The following is a 26,096-nucleotide window of genomic DNA, read 5'->3' as shown; positions in this document are numbered from 1 at the left end:
TTATCTGCATTGCACAAACCTGAAAAATAGCTGAGTTCTGAGTTACTTTACTTGTTAGTTTTGCTTCGTCTGGTACAATCAGTCAGTTAATAGTGTTTAAGTGAAGTAATATTGATAACTCGAGTGGGAATTGAATGAGAATTTTTAAAGCGAAAAGTCCAGCTGGATTTGCAGAAGAGTATATTGTTGAATCAATCTGGAATGGTGATTTCCCTCCAGGCTCTATACTTCCTGCTGAACGCGAGTTATCAGAGCTAATCGGTGTTACGCGTACTACATTACGTGAAGTGCTGCAGCGTTTAGCACGTGATGGTTGGTTAACAATTCAACATGGTAAACCCACACGAGTAAATAATTTTTGGGAAACATCTGGCTTAAATATTCTTGAAACACTCGCTCGTCTTGATGAAGACAAAATGCCAGAGCTTACTGATCAACTGCTTTCTGCACGTACTAATATCAGTGCAATCTATACGCGTGCTGCAATTAAACTAGCGCCAGAGCGTGTCATTGAAATACTCTCACAAAGTGATGAGTTAGAAGACAGCGCGCAAGCATTTGCCGATTATGATTATAAAGTTCATCACGAATTAGCGGTTGCAGGTAACAACCGTATATACGTACTAATTTTAAATGGCTTTAAAGGCTTTTACTCCAAAATTGGTTGCCATTACTTTTCAGATCCCGGCACTCGCCAGCTAGCACGTCAATTTTATAAAGACTTGACGACTTTAGCTGAAAACCGAGAGCATGATGGCGCTATTTCTATGATGCGTAAATATGGTCACCAGACAGGTGAAATTTGGCAAGAAATTCGCGGTGATATGCCAGAAGATATTATGGATTAACTATCAAAGCATTAAAGAATAAAAAGCCTGTTTTTACAGGTTTTTTTGTGCGTGTTTACTGCGTGATTGCTGCGTATTTAAGTATTCTATATTTTCGATTGCTGTGATTTGAAAATCTGATTGTCTATTTGTTCTGATTACCCCTAAAATATTTCGACAATTATGCGTGCTAGCCCTTGGTATTTAATTTTTAGATCCCATAATAAAGCAAGCATTGCGTAAGCAATTAGAAATAAACCTAAATATTTGGAGAATAAAATGGGTGTATTAGTAGGCCGCCAGGCACCAGACTTTACCGCTGCAGCAGTACTAGGTAACGGCGAGATCGTAGATAGCTACAATCTTCACGAAACAATCAAAGGTAAAAAAGCAGTTATCTTCTTTTACCCACTCGATTTCACTTTCGTATGTCCTTCTGAACTAATTGCTTTTGACAAGCGTTATGAAGAGTTTCAAAAGCGTGGCGTTGAAGTAATCGGTGTTTCAATCGATTCACAATTCTCGCACAACGCATGGCGTAAGACAGCTGTTGCAGACGGCGGTATCGGTGAAGTTAAATATGCACTAGTTGCAGACGTTAAACACGAAATCTGTAAAGCGTATGACGTTGAGCACCCAGAAGCTGGCGTTGCATTTCGTGGTTCATTCCTAATCGACGAAGAAGGTAATGTACGTCACCAAGTAGTTAACGATTTACCGCTTGGCCGTAATATCGATGAAATGTTACGTATGGTTGACGCACTAGCGTTCCACAGCGAGCACGGCGAAGTATGTCCTGCTGGTTGGACTGAAGGTAAAAAAGGTATGGACGCAAGCCCTGCAGGGGTTGCAAAATTCCTATCTGAAAACGAAGGCGATCTATAATTTAGACCTTTATTTTGACTATAAAAAACCCGCCAATTAGGCGGGTTTTTTGTTATCTTTACTTTTAGAATGAGAACGACACTTTTGTGTAAATGTAACGTCCTCTAGGATTGTGCACTGCTGATGCGTAGCCATACAAGTCGCTATCACCATCGCCAATAGCAAACGGTGGTTCTTCGTCAAATAAGTTGTTAACCCCAATTGATACTTTGGTTGATTCAGTAATGCGATAAGCAGTTTGTAAATCAACCAGCACTTGTGAGTCAACCATTCTCGATGTGTTGCTATCGAAATCGAGCGTGCCATCAAAATCAATATCAGGGGTATCTTCAAACTCCTCAACATAACTGATATTTACATTGGTGTTAAATTCACCTAATTCCCAATTAGTTGAAAAGATCCCACGGTGCTCTGGATAGCCATATTCACCAGTATAATCACGGCCATCTTTTTCAAATTTATTTTGGTACGCCCATTCTAAATTGAATTTAAGTAACCCTAACTCATCCAATGAATGATTATAGTTTGCCGAGAAGTCGATACCAGATACTTCTTGTGAAGAGACATTCTCAAAAGTACTGTGAATTTTTTGTATCACTCCAAGGGTTTCGTTTCCAGATGGGGCCAAACGAACACAGATAGTACTGTTTTGATTATCACATTCTGCATCATAGATAGGACCAAATCCTTGCTCATCAATTTTATTGTCTTGAGTTATACTCCACACATCGATACTTAAACCAAGATCTGCTGTAGGAGCCCAAATAAAGCCAACGTTCCATGACTCAGACTCTTCGGCTTGTAAATCAGGATTACCTGCAAATTGAATATTGTAATCAAGGGCATCACAGTCAAGACCAGTAGCCTGACAGCGATAGGTATCAACAAAGAATTGACTTTTTTCTGATGGACCCAGACCAACTTGTGCTAAAGAAGGAGCTCTAAATCCTTGCGCCCAAGAGCCACGAACCGTTATTTCGTCCGTAGGTGCCCAGCGCAATGCTACTTTAGGGTTTGTTGTGGTGCCAAAATCGCTGTAATCATCATAACGCCCAGCTAGTTGTAATTCTAAGCTATCAGCTAAAGGAATTGAGAACTCAACATAAGCTGCGTACTGGTCACGCTCAGCCGCTGCAGAAACGGATTCGGTGCCAAAAATCAAGCCGCGTTGAAATTGGTCATCGGGGATATCACTGACATCTTCTTCACGATACTCAATCCCCGCGGCCATCATTACGGCGCTATCACCAAAGCTAAACGCTTCACCTGTTATATTGGCATCAAATGACGTCATATGTGATTCGCCACGACGAACTAAGCTGGTTGTAATACGATCGATTACAGCCGGGTTGTTATAAGTGCCACCAAAAGGGTTATAAGTTCCTGCGTCAATTTCTTGTTGTAAAAAATCTGTTCTTACCCAGCCTTGAGTACGGTCACCTGTTTGCAATGATTTACTGCGGCCTTTTTGTACAGCGGCTTCCCAACCCCAGTCATTTATTTCGCCTTTTAAACCAGCCACAAAGCGTAAGGTATCAGACTCAATATCCCATTGGCGTGCACCAGCATCTACAGTTCTAAAGAAGTTGATACCCACTTGTTGACCAAATGGGTTATTAGGGTGATTAGCTGGCACAGTTAAGCCTGCATCCTTATCCAGTGGCGTTGGTGCACCCATTGCGATAGAGCTGTTGTGTTGTACTGCCAGTTCCATAAAAGCTGTTATGCCATTATCAAAGTTATATTCAAACTGCGAGATAGCACCAACACGCTCTGAAGCTGGAGAAATATACCCAAAAGGACCATAATCAAATACACAGCTATTGCTGCTACTTAATTGATCTGTAGGGCAACTCGGGTCGGGGGTTTGGGTGCCATTTACATCAAATGTTCCAGGGAAACCTCGAGATGAGCGAAAATCCATGCCACCATATGGGGCTTGATTTGCGGTACCTAATCGGCCCATTTCACTTGACGATAAAGAGGTGTTTTTAAAGTAATCAACGATGACTGAAGCACTGCTTTTCTCATTTGAAGTACCCCAAACAATACTCGCTGAGGTTTCTTCATAATTAGGGCCATCAGTGCCACCGTAGCCTAAATTAACTTCAATACCATTAATATCTTTTTTCAAAATAATATTAACCACACCAGCCACAGCGTCTGAACCATAAATCGCAGAGGCACCGTCTTTTAAAATATCAATGCGTTCAATAGCAGAAACCGGGATACTATTGATATCTACAAATGAGTTGGTGATGCTCTCGGCAAATGCACTGATAGCCACTCGACGACCATTAATTAATACAAGTGTTGCATCTGCACCAAGCCCGCGTAATGACACTGCGGCGGAGCCATTAGCGGTTGAGTCTTGATTATTACCTCGGGTAGAAAAAGTGCCATTACCAGCAACGGGCATTCGCTCTAATAGCTGCTGAAGATTGTCATAACCCATGTTATCGATATCTGCGCGGCTAATTGATTGGACAGGCGAAGGGCCTTCTATATCAGTGCGTTTAATTCTAGAGCCAGTAACTTCAATGCGTTCGACTTTCTTTGCTTCGTCTGCTGCGTTTGCATGTGCAGAATAACCAGTTGAGAGAGCAAGTGTTATGCTTGCCAGTAGGGTAGGTGTAAATGGTAGTAATTGCTTCATCCTTTAAGTCCTTGTTGTCATGATAATTATATTTGGTTCTATAACCGGTAATATTAGTATCATGTAAACTTGTTGTTATCAAATTGTTTGTTTTGGCTGGGCGGTTTTTGAAGCATTGAATCACAACAGAGTGGAATTTGAATAGGCAAACAAAAACGCCTAACTGAGTTAGGCGTTTTTGGAATTAAACTTTGTGTTTCATTAATCGTTCTTTTTCACGAGACCAGTCTTTATTTTTACCGTCTTCGCGTTTGTCATGCATTTTTTTACCTTTACCTAGGTGAAACTCAAGTTTAACCCAGCATTTCTTCCAATACATGGCAGTGGCAATTAATGAATACCCGTCTCGCTCGGTAGCACCTACCAATCGATCTAGCTCTCGTCTACTTAGAAGTAGCTTACGATAACGCATAGGGTCACAAATAACATGGGTAGAGGCACTGTTAAGAGGCTGTATTTGACTGCCAAGTAAAAATGCTTCGCCATTTTTAAGGTGAATATAAGTTTCAGAGATATTTACTTTGCCAGCTCGGATGCTTTTTACTTCCCAGCCCTGCAGTTCGACACCTGCTTCAAACTTGTCGTGTAAAAAATACTCATGACGCGCTTTTTTATTCAACGCGATGGTATTCGTTGTCGATTTAGATGATTTTTTCTTAGCCATAGTGCCCATATTATACGTAAAGCTCTGCTTTTTACATCGATTTTTTAATTTTGCAGATAAAATTTGATGTAAATAAAGCGTCTAGAAAGTTTGGGGAAAAACGCAAAGCTTGCTAAAATTCGCCCACACAGTTGGGAGCCAGTATGCCACAAATAGAAAAAAGTGCGCTAGTAATGTATAGCAGCAAAGAGATGTTTAACTTAGTAAATGATGTGGATGCTTATCCTGAATTTTTACCACATTGTTCTGATGCAAAAATAGTTACCCAGCAAGCTAACACCATGACCGCTAGCTTAGAAATTTCAAAAGCAGGAATAAAAAAGTGGTTCACTACACAAAACACATTTGCTGACGAGAATACCGTAACTCTTCGTTTAGTCGATGGCCCATTTAAATCTCTTCAAGGGCAGTGGCACTTTCGCACGTTAGATGAAAGTGCGTGCAAAGTAGAGTTACGCTTAGAGTTTGAATTTTCAAGTAAACTAATCGAGTTAGCGTTTGGCAAAATTTTTAATGATGTTGCCAAAAATATGGTCAATGCGTTTACGCAAAGAGCAAAAGATGTTTATGGGCCAAGAATATGATTAATGTAGAAGTCGTTTTTGCACTACCAACTACAGCAACGAGTTTGCAGGTATCGGTGCCAGTTGGCAGTACCGCAGAAGAAGCTGTTATTAAGTCAGGTATACTAGAAAAGTGCCCTGAAATTGATGCATCAAAATTAACCCTTGGTATCTGGAATCGAACGTGCAAATTAACTCAAGTGCTAGAGCAGGGCGATAGAGTTGAAATATACCGACCTTTAATTGCTGACCCAAAAGACGCAAGACGTAAACGTGCAGAAAAAGCCAAAGATGAAGGTCGAGCTAATAAAATAACGGGTGGGCGCCCAATTGATAAAGCAAAATAGCTTTAGACAAAAAAGGTTAGCAGCTGCTAACCTTTTACTATAATAAATAAAAGTTAGTTTATTGTTCTAAAGGTGTATTAAACTCTTCAGGTTGTTTGTAATCGCCAGATAAAGATACTAGCTTTTCATTTTCAAAATTAAGTGTGAGTGATTTACGCTGTTCATTCTCACGGCCTAGATTGAATGAATACAAATAGTGCCATGTATTTTTATCAAAAGCGTCTTCAGCGACAGGTTTACCTAATACATAGACTACTTGCTCTCGTGTCATATTTATACGAAGTTTATCAACATCGGTTTGCTCTAAAAAGTTACCTTGAGGAATGTTGATACGGTAAACCCAACTAGAACAACCTGCGGTTGCGCTTAAAGTAAGTGCGACAATAAACCAAAGAGAAAGAGATTTTAACGACTGCATTGTTAGTTTGGATCCTTATTTTTTATAAACTGCATGATACCGATTAGTCAGCTAAGGTAAAACCTTTTTGCACAATTGTTTGGCAGTTAATTTTTACTATCTATGTTTGGAGTGATAGTTTGACCATAAAGGCTGCTAAAAGTTTAACCGCTTTAGAAAATACTCAAACAGACGACGAAAGAATGTGGTCTTTGTATGTAGTGCAAACTCGGTTTGGGCATTGGTATACTGGTATTTCAACTGATGTAACTAGGCGGTTTTCTGAACATCAAGCTGGTACAGGGGCAAAAAATTTACGCGGTAAGGGGCCGCTAACATTAATTTTTCAACAACAAATTGGTAGTCGTAGTGCTGCAACAAAGTTAGAAATTAAAGTAAAGCGACTCACCAAAGCGCAAAAGCGAGAGTATGTAAACAGTGCCCAGCATGCAATCAAAACGCAACTAAATCAAGCTGACGAATAAAGCTTTCTATATAAAGCACAGTATCAATGTAGCGTGCTTGATCGATATTTTCTATGGTATCAGTCGCTTTGTGATGGTGTTCATCATTCCCCATACCAAAATATACAAATGGTATCTTTGCTTTAATTATTACTCTAATAACCATCCACTTTTGCCGTCATATTGCTTAATGTTTTTAATTTCAACTGGTAGCGCTTTTTATCATGTGCAAAGTCAGCATGCTTATTAGCTAAACGTAGTTGCTTATTGGCATGTTTAAGGTCGCCTAACTGAAAATATGTTCTTGCCAAGCCAAAGTAGCTATCATGAATTTGATTATCAAGACGCTTAGCTTTGCTGTAATGTTTAATTGCGTCCTGGTAAGCTTTATTCTGATAGGCCGTATGTCCTAAAGATATATGATAATAAGGGTTTGCTTGGCGTTTTTTATCAAGCATAGTTAAAATTTTATCGGCCTGATCGTGCCGTTCGGTAATTCGGTAAAGCAATGCTAAATTCCCCAGCGCAGTATTGTTATTTTCATTAATTGCCAACGCGTGATTATAAGCAAGCTCTGCATTATTCAATTGGTTGTGAATTCTTAAAAAAACAGCCAAGTTTCCCCATGCACCTGAGTATAAGGGGTCGGCTTTAGTCGCTGCTAAAAAGTAACTGTACGCGGTATTATGCTGTTTCTTTAGCATAGCGGTTACCCCTTTATTGTTATAAAACATAGCTGTAATCCGTGCTTTTGAGATGGCACTCGTTTTAAACTTCTCAGAGCGAGAGTTAGGGTCGAAGTCAACGACTAATGAACTTTCAGTGGTATAAACGTAACTAATATTTGAACCACTATTTCGAGGTGGTGACACGCGCAGGTTGATATGTCCTGTGAGTAAATTATACCCTTTATTTAGTGCCCAATACTCAGGAATATGCACTTGTTGAAATTGACTGTGCATACCTAAAAAGTCGGCCATACTGTAAGCTAAAATAGACAGAGATAGACAATTAGCATTTAAATCATTGTAAGCCTGATTAGCAATAAGCGTTGCACCTGATTGATATGACAGTGACGCGTCACCATTATCGAGTAAAAATTGTAGTAGCTTGCGAGTTGAACGCAAGTTTCGTTTATTCGCTGGAAATGTGGTAGTTAATTGCTGTTTTATGTCGTCATTGAGTTCAAAAATCTCAGCTTCAGTTTCGACAGGCAATAAAGTAAATGGTTGATTTTGGCTAATGTTTGGTGGGGCGTCCAATACTTGATTCGGTGTACCTTGGCAAGCCGTAATAAAGCTCATAAATAGCGTTATTACTAGGTATGTAAATCTGTTTGATGTTGTCATAATTCTGCCCCAATCAATCTTACACTTTACAAGTATAGTTTGTTTTTTGCTCGGAGCAGAATTCAATTGTTACAAAGCGTGTTTACTCAGCGCTTGTCAAAGGTTGCGACCAGTTTATCAAGAGTTTGAGCGCTGTTAGCTAAATCACTAATAGCTTGCTCTGTACTGATTTGTTCTTGCATTGCTTTATCACTGATTTCACTTATTTGTTCTATAGTTCGCCCTACATCAGCGACTACGCTGCTTTGCTCTTCAGTTGCGGTAGCAATTAAAGTCGCCATATCGTTAATTTCATTGGCGGTATTAGTGATTATTGTCAGTAATTGCACTGAATTTTGCATCGCAGATACACTATCTTGTGCTTTGTTTTTCGATAGACTAATGTTACTAACAACTTCGCTTGAGGTTGTTGTTAACTCCTCTATCATCGTTTGTATTTCGGTGGTTGATTGTGATGTTCGACTCGCAAGCGCACGCACTTCGTCAGCGACCACTGCAAAACCTCTACCGTGTTCACCCGCGCGAGCTGATTCAATAGCCGCATTCAAGGCCAATAAATTTGTTTGCTCTGAAATCCCACGTATAGAATCGACTATGGTAGCAATCGCTATGGTTTTTTGTGCCAGTTGCTCAACCTGCTGCGTGATCACATCAATATCATCAGCTAACGCAGAAATGGTTATTTGGCTTTGGGTAACTTGATGATGACTTTGCTCTGTGTTCGCTTTGCTATCTTCGGTTAACTTTGCAGCTGTTGCTGCACTGCTTGCTATTTCTTGTACTGTTGCACCCATTTCATTTATCGCAGCGGCTACTGATATCGTTTGAGCTTTTTGCGTATCCATCGCTTGTGAATTACGCTGTGTTTGATCAAACACATGTTGTGAACTTTGGCGTATTTCATGACTTTCACTGGCAACTTTTGCTATGGCTGTTTCAATCTTAGCAATAAATAAATTAAAACCATCACTTAGCTTTGCTAATTCAGGCTGTGTTGATTCTGGCAAGCGGTAGCCTAAGTTAGCATCGCCTGAGCCTAAGCGAGTAAATAGTTCAGCCATGTTTGAAAGAGGGGACGACAGTGAACGTGCAAGTAAGAAGCTAACTACCGAGGCGATAAATGCAATTAAAATAGCGAAGCTGATAATTTGCCATTGCAACTCACTGATCCCTGCAAACACCTCATCTTTAGCAACTTGTGCAACTACAAATAATTGGGTTCCTTTGATTGGGCTAGCTGCAAGAAAATAAGCTTCATCGTTTAGAGTAACTTCTAATAAATTAAAATCAGCGCTTTGTAATAATTTTCTTGAAACACCTTCGCCGTATAGTTTATCTAAACGGGCTTTAGCTACCTTATCGGCATCGGCATGAAGTTTTACTAACCCTTCATTATCGGTGATAAATACAAACCCAGTTTGTTCTATCTTAAACTGGTTGAGTAGTGCCTGCATGGCTGAAATACTTTTTGCAAGTCCTGCTAAGCCAACCCCGTTAGGCTGCTGGTGGTTAATAAACATTTTTACGTCATTTTCGCTTTCTTGAAAAATGCTGATAGAAAATGCTTGTTTACTCTGCTTAAAGTTATAAAACCATGCATCTTGTTGATTATTTAGTATTCGTAAAAAGCCATCTTGATTCCAATATTGTGCACTTTCACGGTTTGCCCAAGATGCTGTGGCTAAGTTGTATTGACGTTGGACGCGTTTTAATTCTTCGATTAAAACTTCATCATTAGTGTCATTGCTAGCGGCCCAATTGAGAATGAATCGATTGCTAGAAATTTGCTGAGCAGCATTTTTTAATAGATTTATTTCTATGCTGATATAGTTGTTGATAGCCTGTACTTTACTGGGCAGCTCTGAGCCAATCATACGTTGTTCAATGATTTTTTTTGCACTATAAATGGATGTAAGTCCAATTAAAGCTGCGACGAGCAGGGCAATGCAGATACCTAAAAGTGTAATCTTTTGCGGAATAGGGGTGCGTTGTAAGAACATAATTTTGTGTTTATTTACTACTTTGGATAGTTATTTTAGCACACTATTATAACAGCACGATGTTGATAGTTTTTGAAAGAGGAAAATGATGATTTTAACTTATATTAGGTTAATTAGTTAAAGCTAAATGTAAAAAGTATGAAAGATAACGAAAAAGCCCACAGCATAAGCGTGTGGGCTTGGTTTCTAACAAGCGAAACTTTTATTGTCCAGGGTTAATTAAACAATCTTTTTCATCGCAGACATATAGCCGCGTAGTTTTGCACCTACGATTTCTACCGGATGCTCACGTAATACTTTGTTTATCTCGATTAATGTTTGGTTATCCACGTGGTTGCTTTGCTCACCAAGGCCTTTACCGATTACATCTGTAGAGATTCCTTTCATAAAATCAGCTAATAATGGTAAACACGCATGGTTATATAAGTAACAACCGTATTCTGCTGTATCAGAAATAGTACGGTTCATTTCAAATAGTTTTTTACGCGCAATGGTATTTGCAATCAATGGCGTTTCATGAAGAGACTCATAATACGCTGACTCTTCAATAATGCCCGCAGCAGTCATGGTTTCAAAGGCAAGCTCAACGCCTGCTTTAACCATAGCAACCATTAAGATACCGTTATCAAAAAATTCTTGCTCTGTAATTTCAACATCACCAGCTGGGGTTTTTTCAAAGTTAGTTTCAGCTGTTTCTGCGCGCCATTTTAATAGGTTTGCATCATCATTTGCCCAATCTTCCATCATAACGCGAGAGAAAGTTCCGTCGATGATGTCATCTTGATGTTTATTATAAAGTGGGCGCATGATCTCTTTGAGCTGCTCACTTAATTCAAACGCTTTTACTTTTGCTGGGTTTGATAAGCGATCAAGCATATTTGTTACGCCACCATACTTAAGTGCTTCAGTGATCACTTCCCAACCGTATTGAATTAACTTAGATGCATAGCCTGGCTCAATATCGTTTTCGATCATTTTATCGAAACATAAAATTGAACCGGTTTGTAACATACCGCATAGGATAGTTTGCTCGCCCATTAAGTCAGATTTTACTTCAGCAATGAATGATGATTTCAGTACACCGGCTCTATGGCCACCAGTGCCTGCCGCATAGGCTTTTGCTTGTGCTAAGCCATGGCCTTGAGGGTCGTTTTCAGGGTGTACGGCAATAAGTGTTGGAACACCAAAACCACGTTTATATTCTTCACGTACTTCAGAGCCTGGGCATTTCGGGGCAACCATAATAACGGTAATATCGTCACGGACTTGCATGCCTTCTTCAACAATGTTGAAACCATGTGAATAAGCAAGCGTAGAGCCTTGTTTCATCATTGGCATAATTGCACTGACAACTGCTGTGTGCTGCTTATCTGGTGTTAAATTAAGTACTACATCAGCAGTAGGAATTAATTCCTCATAAGTTCCTACTGTAAAGCCATTTTCAGAGGCGTTTAGAAATGATTGGCGGCGCTCACTGATTGCTGAATCACGTAATGTATAAGAAACATCAAGGCCTGAGTCACGTAAGTTAAGGCCTTGATTTAAACCTTGTGCACCACAGCCAACAATAACCAGCTTCTTACCTTTTAGTGCTTGTACACCATCAGCAAACTCAGCAGGGTCCATAAATTCACACTGTGCTAATTGAGCTAATTGCTCGCGTAAAGGTAGAGTATTAAAATAATTCGCCATTGTTAGTATCCTATATATTCATATTTGTTAGATGCAAGCTCATTTGGTCTTGCTTGTAGTTACCATAAGTAAAATTCATCCTTGCGTAAAATGATATATTTGCATTAAAGTGTTTCATAAAATGAAATGTTGTTGTAGAGCTTTATAAAATGGATCATAAACGTTTAGATTATTTTTTGGTGTTAGCTAAAACGCTACATTTTGCTCGTGCTAGTGAGCTTTGCCATATTAGTGCGCCGACATTAAGTCGCAATATTAAACAGCTTGAAGAGGAAGTAGGTGTTGCCTTATTTAGTCGAGATAACCGTAGTGTTAAATTAACACGAGAAGGGGAGTCATTTATTGATTATGCCAATGCGACACTGGCTAATTGGCAACGTTTTCGTACCAATATGCAAGATCCTGAACAATTAATTTATGGTAAAGTGAGTATCTATTGCTCTGTAACGGCTTCTTATAGCTTTCTACATCAAATATTAGAGCAGCTGCGGCTGAAGCATCAACATATTGAAATAAAGCTCAACACAGGTGACCCTGCTTTAGCTATTAATCGCGTATTAGATTCTCACGAAGAGATGGCCATTGCTGCCAAACCAGATAGGCTACCCGCACAAATCGCTTTTGCCAGTATTGGTTATTCTTCATTGGTTTTTATAGCGCCTAGAAGCCCATGTAGCATTACTGAAAAACTGGCCAATTTTAGCAATACTATCAACTGGTCACAGTTAGAGTTTATTGTTCCTGAGCAAGGCTTTACTCGACAGCGATTAGAACATTGGTGGAGTAAAAATAATATTAACGCAAAAATTTATGCTCAGGTGGCTGGTCATGAAGCCATGGTCTCCATGGTGAGCTTGGGCTTGGGCATTGCCATGGTGCCAAAGATCGTATTAGACAACTCCCCACTAAAAGATAAAGTTCAAATAATTAACGATCAATGTGAAGCACCAGCAGGCTTTGAGGTAGGACTTGCTGTACTAAAAAAAGAGCTCAGTGATCCAGCCTTAACAGCATTGTGGGATATTGCGCAAGAGTTGAAGGAAATAAATAGTACTTCGCTAAATATGATTTAAGTACATATGTATCAAAAGTGTGAATGATTGTAATCAGTTAGGGATAAGTGATTAATACCTTGCTATTATGGCGTTATCAGTAGTTCTAATCTATATAAGAAAAACAATGAAGTTGATAACTTATATTTTGGGGATAGTTAGTATCTCTTTTGGCCTTGTGACTGCATCTTTTGCACAACAATCCGAAGTTGATCCTAGCCAGAATATTACCACAGGGCAGTGGCACCTCAGTTTAAATACTGGGCTAGGTGTTATGACTAACCCATTGCAAGGTGGTGATGATTTACCTTTAGTATTGCTCCCTGAAGTTGCTTATTACGCCGAACAATTCTTTTTTGATAACGGCCGTATTGGTTACAGTTTAAAACCTGACTCACCCCATGTATTTAACCTCGTTGCTGAATTAAATCCCGAAACGCGCTTTTTTGTTGATTGGCACCCAAGCAACATATTCGCTTTATCGACATCGAACTCATTAAGTTTTGCGCAAAATGAGCAATCAGAACAACAGCCAAAAATAGCGATAAATGAATTAAATAAACGGAAGTGGGCATTGGATGCGGGGTTAAGCTATCATTATATGTACCAAAAACATGTGTTTTCTATACAGACTTTGGCTGATGTGTCTGGCGTGTATGAAGGGTGGCGCACAGCGTTACAATGGCAGATGCACCGTAAACTAGGTGAACTACAAATAAAGCCAAGTCTAGGTATTTGGTATAAATCAGCCAAACTGAATGACTATTTTTATGGTTTAGCAGAAAAAGAAAGCCCATATGGTGCAATTGCTGTTGGTAGTAGCTGGCAGCCTTATGCTAAAATAGACGCCCGCTGGCCATTAAGTGAGGCCAATTCAGTGCGTTTTCATTTGGCATATTATGATTATTCTGCTTTAGATGACAGTCCGCTGTTCGAGCAAACGTATTCAATGACTGCTTTTATAGGAATTGATCATATTTTTTAATATGAAGTATCTACATTGTGCTGTGTACACTGTATTTTTGGTTTTTTGGCCAAGTAATGCAGTTGCAAAAAAAGGTAAGCTTAGCGTATCACCCAAAGTCTGTGTGGTTTCAGAACAACAAGATTTTTGTGATCTTGATTTAAAGTTTACAATCACATTGCCGCAGGCAATGGACGTGTGTTTGTATCAGCAAAAGCAACAGTTAAAATGCTGGCAAAAAATGCAATTTACTCACTTTGAATATAAAGCGCATGTTCAGGTTGAAACCATATACTCCTTGATCAATTCTCACACGGAAAAACCTATAGCGGCCGCAAGCATTGAAGTACAAAGCACTCATGCTAAAACTACTCGGCGCAGGTTACGTTCTCCGTGGAGCTTTTTTTAATTCTGGAGCTGCAAATGGCAAAAATTTTACTCGTTGAAGATGATTTAGGATTACAGCAATTAACGCGAGATTACTTAGAAAGTAATGGCCTTGAAGTTGCGGTACTTGACCGTGGTGATGAGGTATTTGACTACCTTGAAAACAACCAAATAGATTTAATGATTCTAGATGTTATGTTGCCAGGCAAAGACGGCTTTAGCGTGTGTCGCCAAGTGCGAGATAAATTTAGTTTGCCTATTTTGATGCTTACTGCAAAAGGTGAGGATTTTGACCAAGTAATAGGGTTAGAGTTAGGCGCGGATGATTACGTAATTAAGCCTGTTGAGCCTCGTGTTTTGTTAGCCCGTATTAGTGCTTTACTTAGACGTGGTCAAGCAACAATTAAAGTGCCTGAAGAGCTTCAATTTGGTGATTTGAATATTGATAAAACCAGCCGAATTGTACGCTTAAAAAACAATGAAATTACACTGACTTCTCATGAATTTGAGTTACTTTGGTTATTAGCATCAAATGCAGGTGAAGTGTTAAGTCGTGAGCATGTACATCAGCACATGATAGGGCGCCAGTATGATGGTTTAGACCGCACCGTAGACGTACGAGTATCTCGTATTCGCAAAAAGCTAGGTGATAATAGCGATAAGCCTTATCGTATCAAAACTGTCTGGGGACAGGGTTACTTATTTGTCTCAGATGCGTGGGGCTTATAATCGTTAATGGGGAAACTGTTCGCAAGTTTATATTTGTATATTATAGTTTCCCTGTTTCTAGTTAGTGGGGTTATTGAACAGCTTTGGCCCTATGAAGACTCGCAACAACAATTATCTCTCGATGATGAGTTTGGTCAATCCCTTTGGCTACTAGCTCAAACAGAACAAGGTGTTGCCCATATATCGGCAAACTTCGGCAGCAATATAGTACCAAAGCAAGATTTAGTCCTGCCAGAAGTTCAACAACAGACATTACAAAATAAGCAGTATATCTATCTATTTGATCAGCAACAGCGCGCTATTTGGTATGTCGCACTCGATAGTGAGCGGTTATTGCAAATTGGTCCTATAGACGTCTCAGCACCTGCGTTTTCTTCCGTATGGCCTTATTTATTACTACTGTGTGTAGTAGGTATCCCAGTTGGTTTGTGGAGCTTCCTACTGTGGCGTGACTTTTCCAAATTGCGACAAGCTTGTGAAGCGGTTGATGGCTCACAAGATTTTGAGTTAAGTGAATCATCAAAGTCGTTCTTTTTGCCTATTACAGACACGTTAAGCGCGATGCAGCTTCGTATTCAGCACTTATTGAACGCTCATCAAGAACTTACTTCATCAGTTTCACACGAATTTAGGACGCCTTTAGCTCGATTAAAGTTTGCACTGGCCATGCTAGAAGAACGCATAACCGATGAAAAATCGTTCGATTATATTGATACTATGCAGTTAGACATTATTGAGTTGGAGTCTTTAGTAAAAGAGATGTTAGATTATGCTCGCCTTGATAGTCAACAGCCAAATATGACAATGCAGCAATGTGACTTAGTGCAATTAGTGCATAGCGTGATCACTAAACTTGATTTTGCTACCGAGGTACAATTAGTGACAAACTTACCGCAACATTATGTTTATTTGTGTGATAGTCACTTTATCGCGCGTTGCATTCAAAATTTGATAGGCAATGCGCTTAAGTATGCACAGCACCAAGTTAAAATTAGTCTTGTAGAAGAGCCTCAAAGTATTTTACTTATTGTAGAAGATGATGGCCAAGGTATAGAAAAATCGCAATGGGAGGAAGTATTTAAACCCTTTGCACGGTTAGATAAAAGTCGAGATAAAAAAACCGGTGGCTTTGGTTTAGGTCTAGCAATTGTGGCTAAAATTGTTTCTTGGCACCAAGGGAACTGTGAGGTTAGCAACTCTTCTTTTGGTGGCGCGAAACTAACAGTTCGATTGAATAAGCAGCAATAAAAAAAGCGCCAATTAGGCGCTTTTTCATGGTTTAAACCAAAATCAACAAGTAGCAAAGTAATAGACTAAGACCTTATTGATAAGTTCATTTTAAAATTAATATTTTTTATTTTTTAAAAGTGGCATTAACATTTCTTCCAAGCCATTAAGTTTGACTTCATACATCATGGCTAATTGGCTACCAAGTTGTCCTGCTGGAAAGCCTTGTTGTTTAAACCATACTAAATAGGGTTCGGGTAGTAATAGTAAAGGGCGGCCAGCGTATTTACCAAATGGCATTTTTGTATTGATGGCACTTTTAAGTAGATCGGGATCCATTTTCAACTTAGACAAGTATAATTAGTCGGTTAGCTTATTATAAGAAAATAGGCTGTGACGGGCAAGAAACAGCCTATTTAAAGCGAGAGAGTAGGCCTCGCTGTTTACTTAATGAATTTGATAACTTGGTTTTTTTACAAAGCCTAATTGCTTTAAGCGATTAATGATTGATGGGTCGTCAATACGCTGCGGTGTTTCACTTTTCCGTAAAAAGTGATCACTTGGTACTTGATACACATCAAGCATTTTATGGAAAAGCACATCACGCATAGTCATCGCTGTCATTCCATTATTTTGCATTTCGTCTAGGCGATTTTGCAGCTCGACTAGTTTAGAGGTTTTGGAATCATCAGCCACTGCTGAAAACTGTAAACTCAACTTATATTTCATAGAAAAACCTTTAACATTGCAAAAATTAAAAAATAATTGACTATGTTTATGTGCACATAAAAAATTAATTTCTGTGTTAAAAATAGATACTTACGAATTATCAATGACCGCAGTTTACTCTGTTTTACGGGGGGAAAGCCAATTTGGATGTAAAGCTTTGTAAATGCACTTGACTTTATAATGGGTACTTAAAATAAGCAGTTTTAGCTGACTAGATATAACTCAATGAATATTAAATAAAAATAGTTATCAGTTCCCTGTTTGGTGCTAATAACTATTTTTCCTTAGTGTTTTCCATTAAGAAAATAATTTTTGTTTAACGTGTTCAGCAAAGCCACTACCTGCTTCTAGGTAGAAGTTGTAGGTCGAATCAACACCCATTTCTTCTAGTTCTTTTTGCTGATCGGGGTAGTTTGCAATAGCAGTCACCTGTCCTTGATAACCAGAAGCTTTGAGTTGTTCAAGGGCAAAAATATTTTGCATATGCTTTGGCATAGCCAACATGATCATTTCGACATGGGAGTGATTGACTCGTTGCCAAAAATCAGGATCGGTCGCATCCGCGAGTAGGGCTTTACGTCCTCGGCTGATATGTTTGTCAACAACTTCAGGTTTAATGTCTACACCAGCAACAACACCAGGGTGAGTTACATTGATTGTTTCATATGCACCGGTGCCAATACGGCCCATACCAAAAATAACTATTCTAGTGTTGTTTAGATTTACAGGTAACTCTTCTGCTAAACGGGTTGGGCTTTCAAATCGTAGTAGCCATTTTTCAATTTTAACGTAAATTTCATTGGATCGTTTATTAAGTGGTGAGGCAATAACAAATGTAAGCGACACTGCAATAGCCATAACCGCCAACCACTCTGGTGTGATCATACCACTCGTTGTTGCAACCATACATACAATTAAACCAAATTCACTGTAATTTGTTAACGTAAACGCACTTAATAAAGATGTGCGGGCACGTAATTTAAATACATTGGTTAGCATGTAATAAACTACCACTTTTAATGGCAATACACATACGATAACTAAAGCGATAAATAGTGAGTTAATTGTCAGCTCAGCGCCTAAGCCAATGGTTAAGAAAAATCCAACTAAGAGAATTTCTTTTAAGTTGAGGAGTGATTTAGCAAGCTCACTGGCTTTTCTGTGCGGTGCGAAAATCATGCCGATAATGAGCGCTCCTAAGTCACCTTTTAGGCCTGCAAACTCAAAAGCATGATAGCCAATTACTAGAGCAAAAAAGAAGCCAAACAAGGGTAAGAGCTCACCATGTTTAGAGCGATTCAATATCCAAAACATCACAGGGCGTAGCAAAGGCAATAATACAAACAATGCAATTGCCCAACCGTTAGGTATTTTCCCAGTACTAATGGCTAAAAAAATCACAGCAAAGATATCTTGCATAACTAAAATACCAATAGCAATTTTACCATGTAGACTGGCCATTTCACCGCGCTCTTCAAGCACTTTTACAGCAAATACGGTACTAGAAAAGCTAAAGGCAAATCCTACTAGTAAGGCGCTTTGCCAGCTCAGTTCTTTAAATAAGGGCAGAGCAAGTGATCCAAGTACAAGCATCAAGCCACAAAAAAGCAAGCTACTAATAATAATGTGTAATGAAGCTGGAGCCCACACTTGCGGCTTAATTAAGTTTGCAACTCTCAGTTTTAAGCCAATGCTAAATAGCAATAAGGTTACACCGAGATCAGCAATAGTATTGAGCAACTCAGTGGTTTTAAATCCTGCTAAATTTAACGCAAAACCTGCAACTAAAAAGCCAACTAATGGCGGGAGCTTAAGTTGATAAACGACAAAACCGCAGACAAAAGCTGCTGCAAAATATAATAGTTCCATAATACTTAACGTGACTTCATTTGTTATTACAGTGTATCGAAAGATCCACATTTTTGAAATTAAATAGTATGTAAAGAGATGATGAAAACAACATAAATCAGGTTCGCTTTGTATGAAAAATACTCTCTTTCACATTTTTTAGCTGAAAATCTAAAGAAATCACTATTTTTTCACTGACATCAGCTTTTAAATGTGGTTAAGATGCATTAACAAAGGATTTTAAGTGCAATTTTAGTCGTGGATAAGTTGTACTTAAGGAGAAATAGATGTTTAAAAAGATTCTTGCATCAGTCGGTATTGGTGCAGCAAAAGTTGATACCATTTTAGAAACTGAACACCTGCAACCAGGACAAAAGTTTAATGCTCAAATCGTCATAACCGCAGGCGATGTTAGCCAAGAAATTTCAGGCCTTGATCTTGCTCTTATGACTCGTGTCAAAGTAGAGGGTGAGGATGGCAGCTATTTTACTAATCACGTTATCGACAAATGGCGTATTACAGACATTGGTACAATAGAGCCAGGCCAAGAAAAGCATATTCCATTTGAAGCACGCTTGCATTCAGAAACACCTATTACAGAAATTAACGCTGGCTATAATCAATCCCATGTTTGGCTTGAAACGGGGTTAGATATTGATTTAGCGCTTGACCCAAGTGATAAAGATCACCTACATATTTATCCAAACGACGCTGTTAATACATTTATGCAAGCAATGGATAAACTGGGTTTTAGTTTGGTTAAAGCGGATGTTGAAAAAGGTTTCTTACGTGCTTCAACATTTAGCTCAGTGTCAGGTTGTTATCAAGAGCTAGAATATAAGCCTAACAGTCGTAGCTTGTTTGGTCTGCAAGAAGTAGAGCTATCTTTTGTGCCTGAAGCGCATAAAACTCATGTTTTAATTGAGTTAGACAGGGCATTTCGTGGTGACGGTTATGTTGACCTTACTATAGAGCATGATCATGTCAACCTTTCGCAATTGTGCGACCAACTTGAGCGCTTATTTGCTTAACGTTAAAATGAACACATTAATTACAGCCCAGTATCGTCTGGGCTTTTTTATCAGGGTTTTTTATGAATTTAACGGTGAAGCCATTTTCAGCTCTTACAACCAATGAGTTATTTATTATTGCAAAAGGTCGAGTTGATGTATTCGTAGTTGAACAAGCATGTGCATACCCAGAGTTAGATGAAGTAGATTGTCACAGTGCAACACGGCACGTGTATTGGTTGACACAACAAGAGCAGCTTGGCGCATATGCCCGTTGCTATGTTAAGAATGAACAGTACAGTGCTATTGGACGTGTACTTATCAATGAATCACAGCGTGGTAGTGGGTTTGCAAAAAAGCTAGTGAAGCAGGCTATCGCTGTATGTGTTGAGCAATGGCCTAGCAAAGATGTATATATAGGTGCGCAAACCTACTTACTCGATTTTTACCGGGGTTTTGGATTTACAGCCATTGCACAACCCTATTTAGAAGACGGTATTGAACATCAAGATATGATTTTAAAAAATCCATCAGCTTAGCTGATGGATTTAATTATTAACCAAATATAGAGTTAATGAATACAAGTCCGATTGCAATTGGGCAAATAAACTTTATGTACCAAGGCCATACTTTCCAAAATAAACTGTGAGCTACATCTGGGCAGCCTTGTTTTATTTCGTTCAGTAGTGAGTTTCTATACCAAATCCAACCAACAAACAGGCAACACATCAAGCCCAGTAGCGGCTGGCCAAATTTGGTGGTTATGGTGATTACTAAACCAAATAAAGCGCCAAAGTTAATTACAATGATTGAACTTACCAAGGTAATTATTGCACCGATTAGCCAGGTTGCTTTTACCCTTTCTAGTGAAAAGCGCTCAACAGCATATGATACAGGAGCTTCAAGCATAGAAATTGAAGAGGTGAGTGCAGCTATACTCATTAAAGCAAAAAAAGCAAAACCTACAAATAGACCTATTGTACCCATACCATCAAATAGCGCCGGTAATACCTGAAACACTAGCGTGTCCTCTGATAGCAATTTACCAGTGTCACTGAAAATCTCAACGCCTTGTGCTTGCGCTACATACATGGCCGGGATAATCAGTAATCCCGCAACAAAGGCGATGAATACATCAATAAGGGTTACATAAGCACCCAGTGACACAAGATTTTCTTTTTTACTGATATAAGAGCCATAAATGATCATCACACTGGTGCCAAGTGACAATGAAAAGAATGCTTGGCCCAAAGCATTAACTAATAATTCTGGGTTTAGAATTGAGCTAAAATCAGGCACTAAGTATGCTTTAAGCCCTGTCATTGCACCTTCTTGCATCATTACATAAATAATCAGCGCAAATAAAATAGATAGTAGTGCAGGCATTAAGCGTTTTGACCATTTTTCAATGCCATTCTCAACGCCACGACTAATGATTGCAACGGTTAAAACTATGAAGCCTGCAGTAAATAGTAGGTTTCTTGATAGTGATTGTTCACTTAACCAACTGGCGGTACTGTCGCTACCACTAAGTGTTGCTATTGGAGCAAAAGTTGCACTTATCATCCAACCAGCCACTATGGCATAAAAACTTAAAATCAGTCCTGCACAAATTATCCCACCAAAGCCAACAACAAAGGCAAAACGCTTCTGTGCGTCAGAATTCGAGATTTTACGTAAAGAGGAAACTGCATTTGCTTGCCCATGACGGCCAATTGTCAGCTCAGCCATTAATGCAGGATAAGCTAAACAAAAAGCGAGGATAAGATAGGCAACCAAAAATGCTGCACCGCCATTACTAGCTGTTTGGGTGGGGAATCCCCAAATATTTCCCAGACCCACCGCTGAGCCAGCTGCGGCCATGATGAATCCAAATCGGGAGCTGAACTCCCCTCTAATTGCGCTCATTATTATTACTTCTCTATTGTGTGACGGCGGTGACAATCTACTGTAAATGCTAAAAAATAAAAAGCACTTATTTTTTCATATAAGCGTGTTTGCTTGATTTTGAATCATTGCTAGCGTACGTTTACATTTCGGTGGTTGCTAAGTGATTGTATAGTTTAACATTTCAATGAAACACTTGATGTAAACTGTAACATAATGGTTACATTTAAGTGGTGTCGTGTATTTTTAGAGTAAAACAGGCGCCAGGTAGTCGTTTACTTCGCCCTACAATAACTGAACCATGATGCCAATCAGCAACTTTGGCAACAATTGCTAAACCTAAACCATAGCTCTGATCACCACGGTTACGGTGACTCTGTTCTTGGAAAAAGGGGCTAAATACCTTACGCCAATTAGTTTCATCAATACCCGGGCCATCATCCTCGACGGTGAAAACAACCATTTGGCTTTGCTTGTAAGCAGATAGAATAATTTTTTCGTTAGCAAAATCACATGCATTACTGAGTAAGTTACTGATTGCCCTCGCAAGCCAATGTAAGTCGGCACAAATACTAATATCGCTACAATTTAGTTCCAAGTCGAGCTGCTGCTTAATAATCTTAGGCTCAAGCTGTTGTACTACAGTGGTTAAATATGCATTTAACTGGGTTCGTGTATAAGTCAGTTGTGTCGCTTTTTGCTCTAAAGTGGCAAATGCTAAGTAGCTTTTAAGCATTGACTCCATTTGATCTAAATCTGACTCCATTCTTGATAAGTAATTTTTTCTTTTTTGTTCGTCTGTACAATCGAGTGCTGCGTCTAAACCAAAGCGTAAGCATGCGATTGGTGTGCGAATATCATGTGATAAACTAGACGCCATGAGTTTGTTTTCATCAAGCAGCTTTTCAATCTGGCTAGCCATGCGATTAAATGTCATCTCGACGTCTTTAATATAAGTAAAATGGGAGACCCCGATCCGTGCTTGTAAATTACCACTGGCGAACTGTTTAGCAGCTTCATTCACTACACTCAAGCGTTTAGCAAGCGGCGCAATAATAAAGCCCATAAAGACACATAAACCCGCATAAAAGAGCAAAGTGAGCAACATATCATTTTGCTGGGTAAGTTCTTGGCGCTTTTCTAATCGTAGCTTTAAATGAAAAGGTGCAAGCTGACTGTTACTGTAGAGCAAGTAAAACCCCAGTTGATCTTCGAGGATAAGGCCACCTTGTTTATTCATTTCATTGACTAATGAAGTCGGTAAAGCGAGTGCTTGAGTAGCTCTGTATGTTAAAGGTAAAGAAAACTGGGTTGCCAGTTGCTGGGTAAAAGAGGCTCTTTGCTCCATCGCAACTGCACTTACTTGTTGGCTAAACCCCATAAGTAACTTACTTTGTAATTCAAACTCATCTTTACTACTGTAAGTTTGCTGGCTAAATGCATCGATAAGCCAACCCAGTACCACGATTGAAAGTAGGGCACTGGCTAGTAATGAAATATAAAACTTTTTCATTGCTTGCTATAACCTCGGCTCGTTTTTACATTTACCATGCACTGGCAACAAGTAGGTAGCCTCGGCCCCAAATCGTTTTTATTTTTTCTGGGTGTTGTGAGTCATCATTAAACTTTTTACGCAGTGCAGAAATAAGCACATCTACGCTACGGTCTAGGCCATCATATTCGCGTCCTTTGGTTGCTTTAAATACCGCATCGCGCGAAACAACTTGCCCTGCATTAGCTGCCAAATATTGTAGCAACAAGTATTCCGCACTCGAAATGGGTTGCTCTACATTATTAATAAACACATTTCGAGCTTGAGTATCAATTTTTAATGAGCCAACTTCGATAATAGTGTCGTCTTGCCTGTTATCTGAAGTATCATTATTTAAACGCAGCGCAGCTTTTATACGTGCAAGTAATGCTCTGGGTCTGACTGGTTTCATTATGTAGTCACTTGCGCCTACTTCTAAGCCGATCACTTCATCCATTTCATCATCGCGTGCGGTCAGCATAATTATAGGGCGTTGATAGAATTGGCGAAGTTCTCTGCATACACTAATACCATCTTGGCCAGGCAACATGACATCAAGTAAAATTAAATCTGGGTTTAATTGTTTTACTTGCGTAACAACTTGATCGCCACGAGCGCATATCTGTGCGGTATAACCTTGCTCAGTTAAATACTCAGCTACCCATTGTGCAAGGGAGCTGTCATCTTCTACTAGTAAAATGGTGCCGTAATTATCCATAGAATTCTCTTTAAAAAAGTCGCCAGCGACGTTTCTTTTGGCGGTTTTGATAAACCCATTGTAGTTGTACTTGAGTCGTTGCGATTATTTTACCGTTATCACTATTGATTAGCTCAAAAGCAATTGTTTCAACAGAATCAAAAGCGTAATTGAATTGGCCAGACTGCTGCCTTAACCAGCATTGCATTATATGTTTTGAAGTCGCATCGCGTAGGCAGTAATTGCCAACCTCAGGCTGTTGCCAATTCAGTGCAATATCAGCATAGCAGTTACGTCCTTCGCGAAGCGCAACACAGGTATCTGGTACAGCGAGAAGGTTATTCTCTTGTGCTTGCTCGCCGTGGACTAAAAGCGATTTAGACCCCAGTAAACAAAAAATTATAGTAAGAGTTTTAGAATACATATCGCACGCCTACCATGGCTTTATGTTGATAGCTTTGTGAGACAATGGGGCTATCAGCTATTTCGTCGGAAAACCACGTTGATAGCCAGCCGCTTAAAAATACCCAATGTTGATTAAGTGGATACTCGGCATGAAATTCAAAGATTAAGCTACCTGATGTGCCTGTGCTGTATATGGGTCTAGTTGGCGTGGCTTCATCTGCTGCGATACCAAAGTAGTAATTAGTAAAATCAGCTGAATATGCACTGATCCCTACGCCGGTGCGAAATTCCCAATTCCGCCAAGGTAGAATATGACTAAAAAACGAATTCATCACCCAGCCATTATGGGCGTTTGATATATCGTGGAGGTATTCAAATGATATTTGTGAGTTTTCAAAACGACGGGCTAAGCGTAAACCAGTATTAAAGTCATATTTTCGAGTATTAATACCGGCAAGTTCTTCTATGGTACCGGTGTTATAAAAGTCGAGGCCAGTATCATCAAAGCCTGCTTGAACATTAGCACCAATTATATCCAGTTCCCAATTAAACTGTTCAATTATACTATAGCCAACGATGACGCCACCACTGAGCTGACTGTGATCTATATCGAGGTAAAAACGGTCGTAAGATAGCGCGAGATTTAGGTCAAGCTCTAAGCCATCATTGTATGAGTCCATTCCAACCAAAAAGGAGTCTTCAATATAATAACCCGCTCCCGCACTCCAATCCCACGCAAACCCGCTAGTGGGCTCAAGAGTGTTATCTGCATAGTAGCGATTGCTTGCTGCACTGGTGTTGATCCACAAACACATACTGAGAAGGGTAAGTTTCAAATATGGTGTTAATTGATTGTGCAGCATCTGTTTTCCGGCAGCGTAAATAGAGTAAGTATGTGTATTATATTGTTAAAGAGTACCTTTTATCTGTAAAAAAATGTATGAAATGGTATTTAATTTTATAACACTTTAATTTTATCAATCAGAATACTGGTTAAATAATACTGCATCATTGGAGTCAAAGCACTTATTTCAGTGCGATTACATGGCCCTTGTAATTTACTTAAGTTACTCATTTTGCTAATGGTTTTATACTCTGGAATACTCACGTCCTGATTTGCGCGAGCCATACGCGCTTGCTCTGTATTTTGTTCGTGAATAAAAGATGCAATTTCTAATTCATTGCTGATTAATTGTTCTTGTACAAAGCTATATACCAACGGCTCTCTGTGAAAACTGGCACTATCAATAGATGATTTTCCAAACCACACAACATCACCTGAGGCTCTGTGGGTTAAGCGCATGCTTACTTGTGCGTTGATGGTCGCACATTGTTGTGTGGGGTAAAGCATCGCGACTTTTTCAAATGTAGTTGTTGTTTCACTAGGAACTTGTATTTGATATTTGCTGTCGTCAATAAAGTTAAGCTCCAGTTGATGAATTGAGAGAGTGTAATCAGTAACACCTTGTTCAACAACACGCAAATTAATTGCAGTTATTGCATCACTTATTTGCTTGAATAATGTATCTGTAACACTGGCTTTATCTGCGACGATTCTAACAGTTTGATTACGGCTTACTTTATGGGCTGGTAGCTGCACCGACTTCACTTTAGGGGAAGCATGTTTAGTTGCGTATTCAACTTGGTAGCTTTGGCTTTTCAAAGATGGCTTTGCTGGCATTGCTAATGGTGCTGCTATTGGCGGTGGGGCGGTAACACACGCTGTAGTTGTTAAGATAAAAACAGCAATAATAAGAATACGAATAATCACAATAAACCCTTTAAA

At 39.3% G+C, this 26,096-nt stretch carries 28 protein-coding genes; 12 read left to right on the top strand and 16 right to left on the bottom strand.

What is annotated here, in order from left to right; translation table 11 throughout:
* The first annotated feature begins 134 nt into the window (after window positions 1-134).
* Entirely contained in the window at window positions 135-848 is a 714-nt protein-coding gene (gene fadR / locus QMA12_RS06945; RefSeq protein ID WP_087530838.1) for a fatty acid metabolism transcriptional regulator FadR, read from the top strand.
* A gap of 258 nt (window positions 849-1,106) precedes the next feature.
* Entirely contained in the window at window positions 1,107-1,712 is a 606-nt protein-coding gene (locus QMA12_RS06940; RefSeq protein WP_058559809.1) for a peroxiredoxin C, read from the top strand.
* 64 nt (window positions 1,713-1,776) lie between these two features.
* Here the strand turns inward: QMA12_RS06940 and QMA12_RS06935 are convergent, their stop codons facing one another.
* The gene (locus QMA12_RS06935; RefSeq protein ID WP_290209660.1) at window positions 1,777-4,368 is read right to left on the bottom strand and encodes a TonB-dependent receptor; all 2,592 of its coding nucleotides are present in this window, start codon (window positions 4,366-4,368) and stop codon (window positions 1,777-1,779) included.
* A 184-nt stretch (window positions 4,369-4,552) separates the two neighbouring features.
* On the bottom strand, window positions 4,553-5,032 hold the full coding sequence (gene smpB / locus QMA12_RS06930; RefSeq protein ID WP_087530942.1) for an SsrA-binding protein SmpB: 480 nt from the start codon (window positions 5,030-5,032) through the stop codon (window positions 4,553-4,555).
* A gap of 143 nt (window positions 5,033-5,175) precedes the next feature.
* Between smpB and QMA12_RS06925 the strand changes: the two genes are divergently transcribed.
* Together QMA12_RS06925 and QMA12_RS06920 are read left to right on the top strand one after the other, a co-directional pair.
* Entirely contained in the window at window positions 5,176-5,616 is a 441-nt protein-coding gene (locus tag QMA12_RS06925; protein ID WP_087530835.1) for a type II toxin-antitoxin system RatA family toxin, read from the top strand.
* Window positions 5,613-5,942 carry an RnfH family protein gene (locus tag QMA12_RS06920; RefSeq protein WP_087530834.1) on the top strand — a complete coding sequence of 110 codons (330 nt, stop codon included), beginning with the start codon at window positions 5,613-5,615 and terminating at the stop codon, window positions 5,940-5,942. Before QMA12_RS06925 ends, QMA12_RS06920 begins: the two co-directional genes overlap by 4 nt.
* Before the next feature lie 58 nt (window positions 5,943-6,000).
* On the opposite strand, the gene bamE is transcribed toward QMA12_RS06920, so the two are convergent.
* Entirely contained in the window at window positions 6,001-6,360 is a 360-nt protein-coding gene (gene bamE / locus QMA12_RS06915; RefSeq protein ID WP_087530833.1) for an outer membrane protein assembly factor BamE, read from the bottom strand.
* Window positions 6,361-6,542: 182 nt separating this feature from the next.
* On the opposite strand from bamE, the gene QMA12_RS06910 reads away from it, so the two are divergent.
* Window positions 6,543-6,824 (top strand): GIY-YIG nuclease family protein, encoded by a 282-nt coding sequence (locus QMA12_RS06910; protein WP_087530941.1) that lies wholly within the window; start codon window positions 6,543-6,545, stop codon window positions 6,822-6,824.
* Here QMA12_RS06910 and QMA12_RS06905 read toward each other — a convergent pair.
* From QMA12_RS06905 to ilvC, 4 genes are all read right to left on the bottom strand, one after another.
* Window positions 6,793-6,969: a hypothetical protein gene (locus tag QMA12_RS06905; RefSeq protein WP_290209658.1), complete on the bottom strand. Its 177-nt coding sequence runs from the start codon at window positions 6,967-6,969 to the stop codon at window positions 6,793-6,795. The two genes, QMA12_RS06910 and QMA12_RS06905, sit on opposite strands and share 32 nt — an antisense overlap.
* Window positions 6,959-8,152 carry a hypothetical protein gene (locus QMA12_RS06900; RefSeq protein WP_290209656.1) on the bottom strand — a complete coding sequence of 398 codons (1,194 nt, stop codon included), beginning with the start codon at window positions 8,150-8,152 and terminating at the stop codon, window positions 6,959-6,961. The genes QMA12_RS06905 and QMA12_RS06900 overlap by 11 nt, the downstream gene beginning before the upstream one ends.
* 86 nt (window positions 8,153-8,238) lie before the next feature.
* On the bottom strand, window positions 8,239-10,152 hold the full coding sequence (locus QMA12_RS06895; RefSeq protein WP_290209655.1) for a methyl-accepting chemotaxis protein: 1,914 nt from the start codon (window positions 10,150-10,152) through the stop codon (window positions 8,239-8,241).
* A 219-nt stretch (window positions 10,153-10,371) separates the two neighbouring features.
* Window positions 10,372-11,844, bottom strand: a complete 1,473-nt coding sequence (gene ilvC / locus QMA12_RS06890) for a ketol-acid reductoisomerase (RefSeq protein ID WP_087530830.1) — start codon at window positions 11,842-11,844, stop codon at window positions 10,372-10,374.
* 149 nt (window positions 11,845-11,993) lie between these two features.
* Here ilvC and ilvY point away from each other — a divergent pair, with 149 nt between their 5' ends.
* From ilvY to QMA12_RS06865, 5 genes are all read left to right on the top strand, one after another.
* Window positions 11,994-12,917 carry an HTH-type transcriptional activator IlvY gene (gene ilvY, locus QMA12_RS06885; protein ID WP_290209654.1) on the top strand — a complete coding sequence of 308 codons (924 nt, stop codon included), beginning with the start codon at window positions 11,994-11,996 and terminating at the stop codon, window positions 12,915-12,917.
* Window positions 12,918-13,023: 106 nt separating this feature from the next.
* Entirely contained in the window at window positions 13,024-13,881 is an 858-nt protein-coding gene (locus QMA12_RS06880) for a MipA/OmpV family protein (RefSeq protein ID WP_290209653.1), read from the top strand.
* Window position 13,882: 1 nt separating this feature from the next.
* Window positions 13,883-14,269, top strand: a complete 387-nt coding sequence (locus QMA12_RS06875; RefSeq protein ID WP_087530827.1) for a DUF3019 domain-containing protein — start codon at window positions 13,883-13,885, stop codon at window positions 14,267-14,269.
* A 14-nt stretch (window positions 14,270-14,283) separates the two neighbouring features.
* Window positions 14,284-14,976 (top strand): response regulator, encoded by a 693-nt coding sequence (locus QMA12_RS06870; protein ID WP_087530940.1) that lies wholly within the window; start codon window positions 14,284-14,286, stop codon window positions 14,974-14,976.
* Window positions 14,977-14,982: 6 nt separating this feature from the next.
* Window positions 14,983-16,224 (top strand): ATP-binding protein, encoded by a 1,242-nt coding sequence (locus QMA12_RS06865; protein WP_087530826.1) that lies wholly within the window; start codon window positions 14,983-14,985, stop codon window positions 16,222-16,224.
* 96 nt (window positions 16,225-16,320) lie between these two features.
* Here QMA12_RS06865 and QMA12_RS06860 read toward each other — a convergent pair whose 3' ends face one another.
* The 3 genes from QMA12_RS06860 to QMA12_RS06850 form a co-directional block, all read right to left on the bottom strand.
* Window positions 16,321-16,542, bottom strand: coding sequence for a DUF3820 family protein (locus QMA12_RS06860; protein WP_087530825.1), 222 nt, complete (start codon window positions 16,540-16,542; stop codon window positions 16,321-16,323).
* Window positions 16,543-16,650: 108 nt separating this feature from the next.
* Window positions 16,651-16,932, bottom strand: coding sequence for a hypothetical protein (locus QMA12_RS06855; protein ID WP_087530824.1), 282 nt, complete (start codon window positions 16,930-16,932; stop codon window positions 16,651-16,653).
* A 297-nt stretch (window positions 16,933-17,229) separates the two neighbouring features.
* The gene (locus QMA12_RS06850) at window positions 17,230-18,801 is read right to left on the bottom strand and encodes a cation:proton antiporter family protein (RefSeq protein WP_087530823.1); all 1,572 of its coding nucleotides are present in this window, start codon (window positions 18,799-18,801) and stop codon (window positions 17,230-17,232) included.
* 266 nt (window positions 18,802-19,067) lie between these two features.
* On the opposite strand from QMA12_RS06850, the gene QMA12_RS06845 reads away from it, so the two are divergent.
* On the top strand, window positions 19,068-19,811 hold the full coding sequence (locus QMA12_RS06845; RefSeq protein WP_087530822.1) for a sporulation protein: 744 nt from the start codon (window positions 19,068-19,070) through the stop codon (window positions 19,809-19,811).
* 62 nt (window positions 19,812-19,873) lie between these two features.
* Window positions 19,874-20,329 carry a GNAT family N-acetyltransferase gene (locus QMA12_RS06840; RefSeq protein WP_087530821.1) on the top strand — a complete coding sequence of 152 codons (456 nt, stop codon included), beginning with the start codon at window positions 19,874-19,876 and terminating at the stop codon, window positions 20,327-20,329.
* A gap of 16 nt (window positions 20,330-20,345) precedes the next feature.
* On the opposite strand, the gene QMA12_RS06835 is transcribed toward QMA12_RS06840, so the two are convergent.
* The 6 genes from QMA12_RS06835 to QMA12_RS06810 all read right to left on the bottom strand — a co-directional run bounded on the left by QMA12_RS06835 (window position 20,346) and on the right by QMA12_RS06810 (window position 26,075).
* Window positions 20,346-21,698 carry a sodium-dependent transporter gene (locus QMA12_RS06835; RefSeq protein ID WP_087530820.1) on the bottom strand — a complete coding sequence of 451 codons (1,353 nt, stop codon included), beginning with the start codon at window positions 21,696-21,698 and terminating at the stop codon, window positions 20,346-20,348.
* A gap of 205 nt (window positions 21,699-21,903) precedes the next feature.
* On the bottom strand, window positions 21,904-23,190 hold the full coding sequence (locus QMA12_RS06830; protein ID WP_087530819.1) for a HAMP domain-containing sensor histidine kinase: 1,287 nt from the start codon (window positions 23,188-23,190) through the stop codon (window positions 21,904-21,906).
* Window positions 23,191-23,221: 31 nt separating this feature from the next.
* Window positions 23,222-23,926 carry a response regulator transcription factor gene (locus tag QMA12_RS06825; RefSeq protein ID WP_087530818.1) on the bottom strand — a complete coding sequence of 235 codons (705 nt, stop codon included), beginning with the start codon at window positions 23,924-23,926 and terminating at the stop codon, window positions 23,222-23,224.
* A gap of 10 nt (window positions 23,927-23,936) precedes the next feature.
* Window positions 23,937-24,329 carry a DUF3019 domain-containing protein gene (locus tag QMA12_RS06820; protein ID WP_087530817.1) on the bottom strand — a complete coding sequence of 131 codons (393 nt, stop codon included), beginning with the start codon at window positions 24,327-24,329 and terminating at the stop codon, window positions 23,937-23,939.
* Window positions 24,319-25,125, bottom strand: a complete 807-nt coding sequence (locus QMA12_RS06815; protein ID WP_254911130.1) for a MipA/OmpV family protein — start codon at window positions 25,123-25,125, stop codon at window positions 24,319-24,321. The genes QMA12_RS06820 and QMA12_RS06815 overlap by 11 nt, the downstream gene beginning before the upstream one ends.
* A gap of 143 nt (window positions 25,126-25,268) precedes the next feature.
* A complete protein-coding gene (locus tag QMA12_RS06810; protein ID WP_290209685.1) occupies window positions 25,269-26,075 on the bottom strand; it encodes a hypothetical protein in 807 nt (268 codons plus the stop codon).
* Window positions 26,076-26,096 lie beyond the last annotated feature (21 nt).

The organism is Pseudoalteromonas sp. APC 3893 (genome assembly GCF_030408095.1).
Lineage (GTDB): Bacteria > Pseudomonadota > Gammaproteobacteria > Enterobacterales > Alteromonadaceae > Pseudoalteromonas.
Note: the sequence above shows the minus strand (reverse complement) of the source record. Positions and strands in the feature narration are given on the sequence as shown.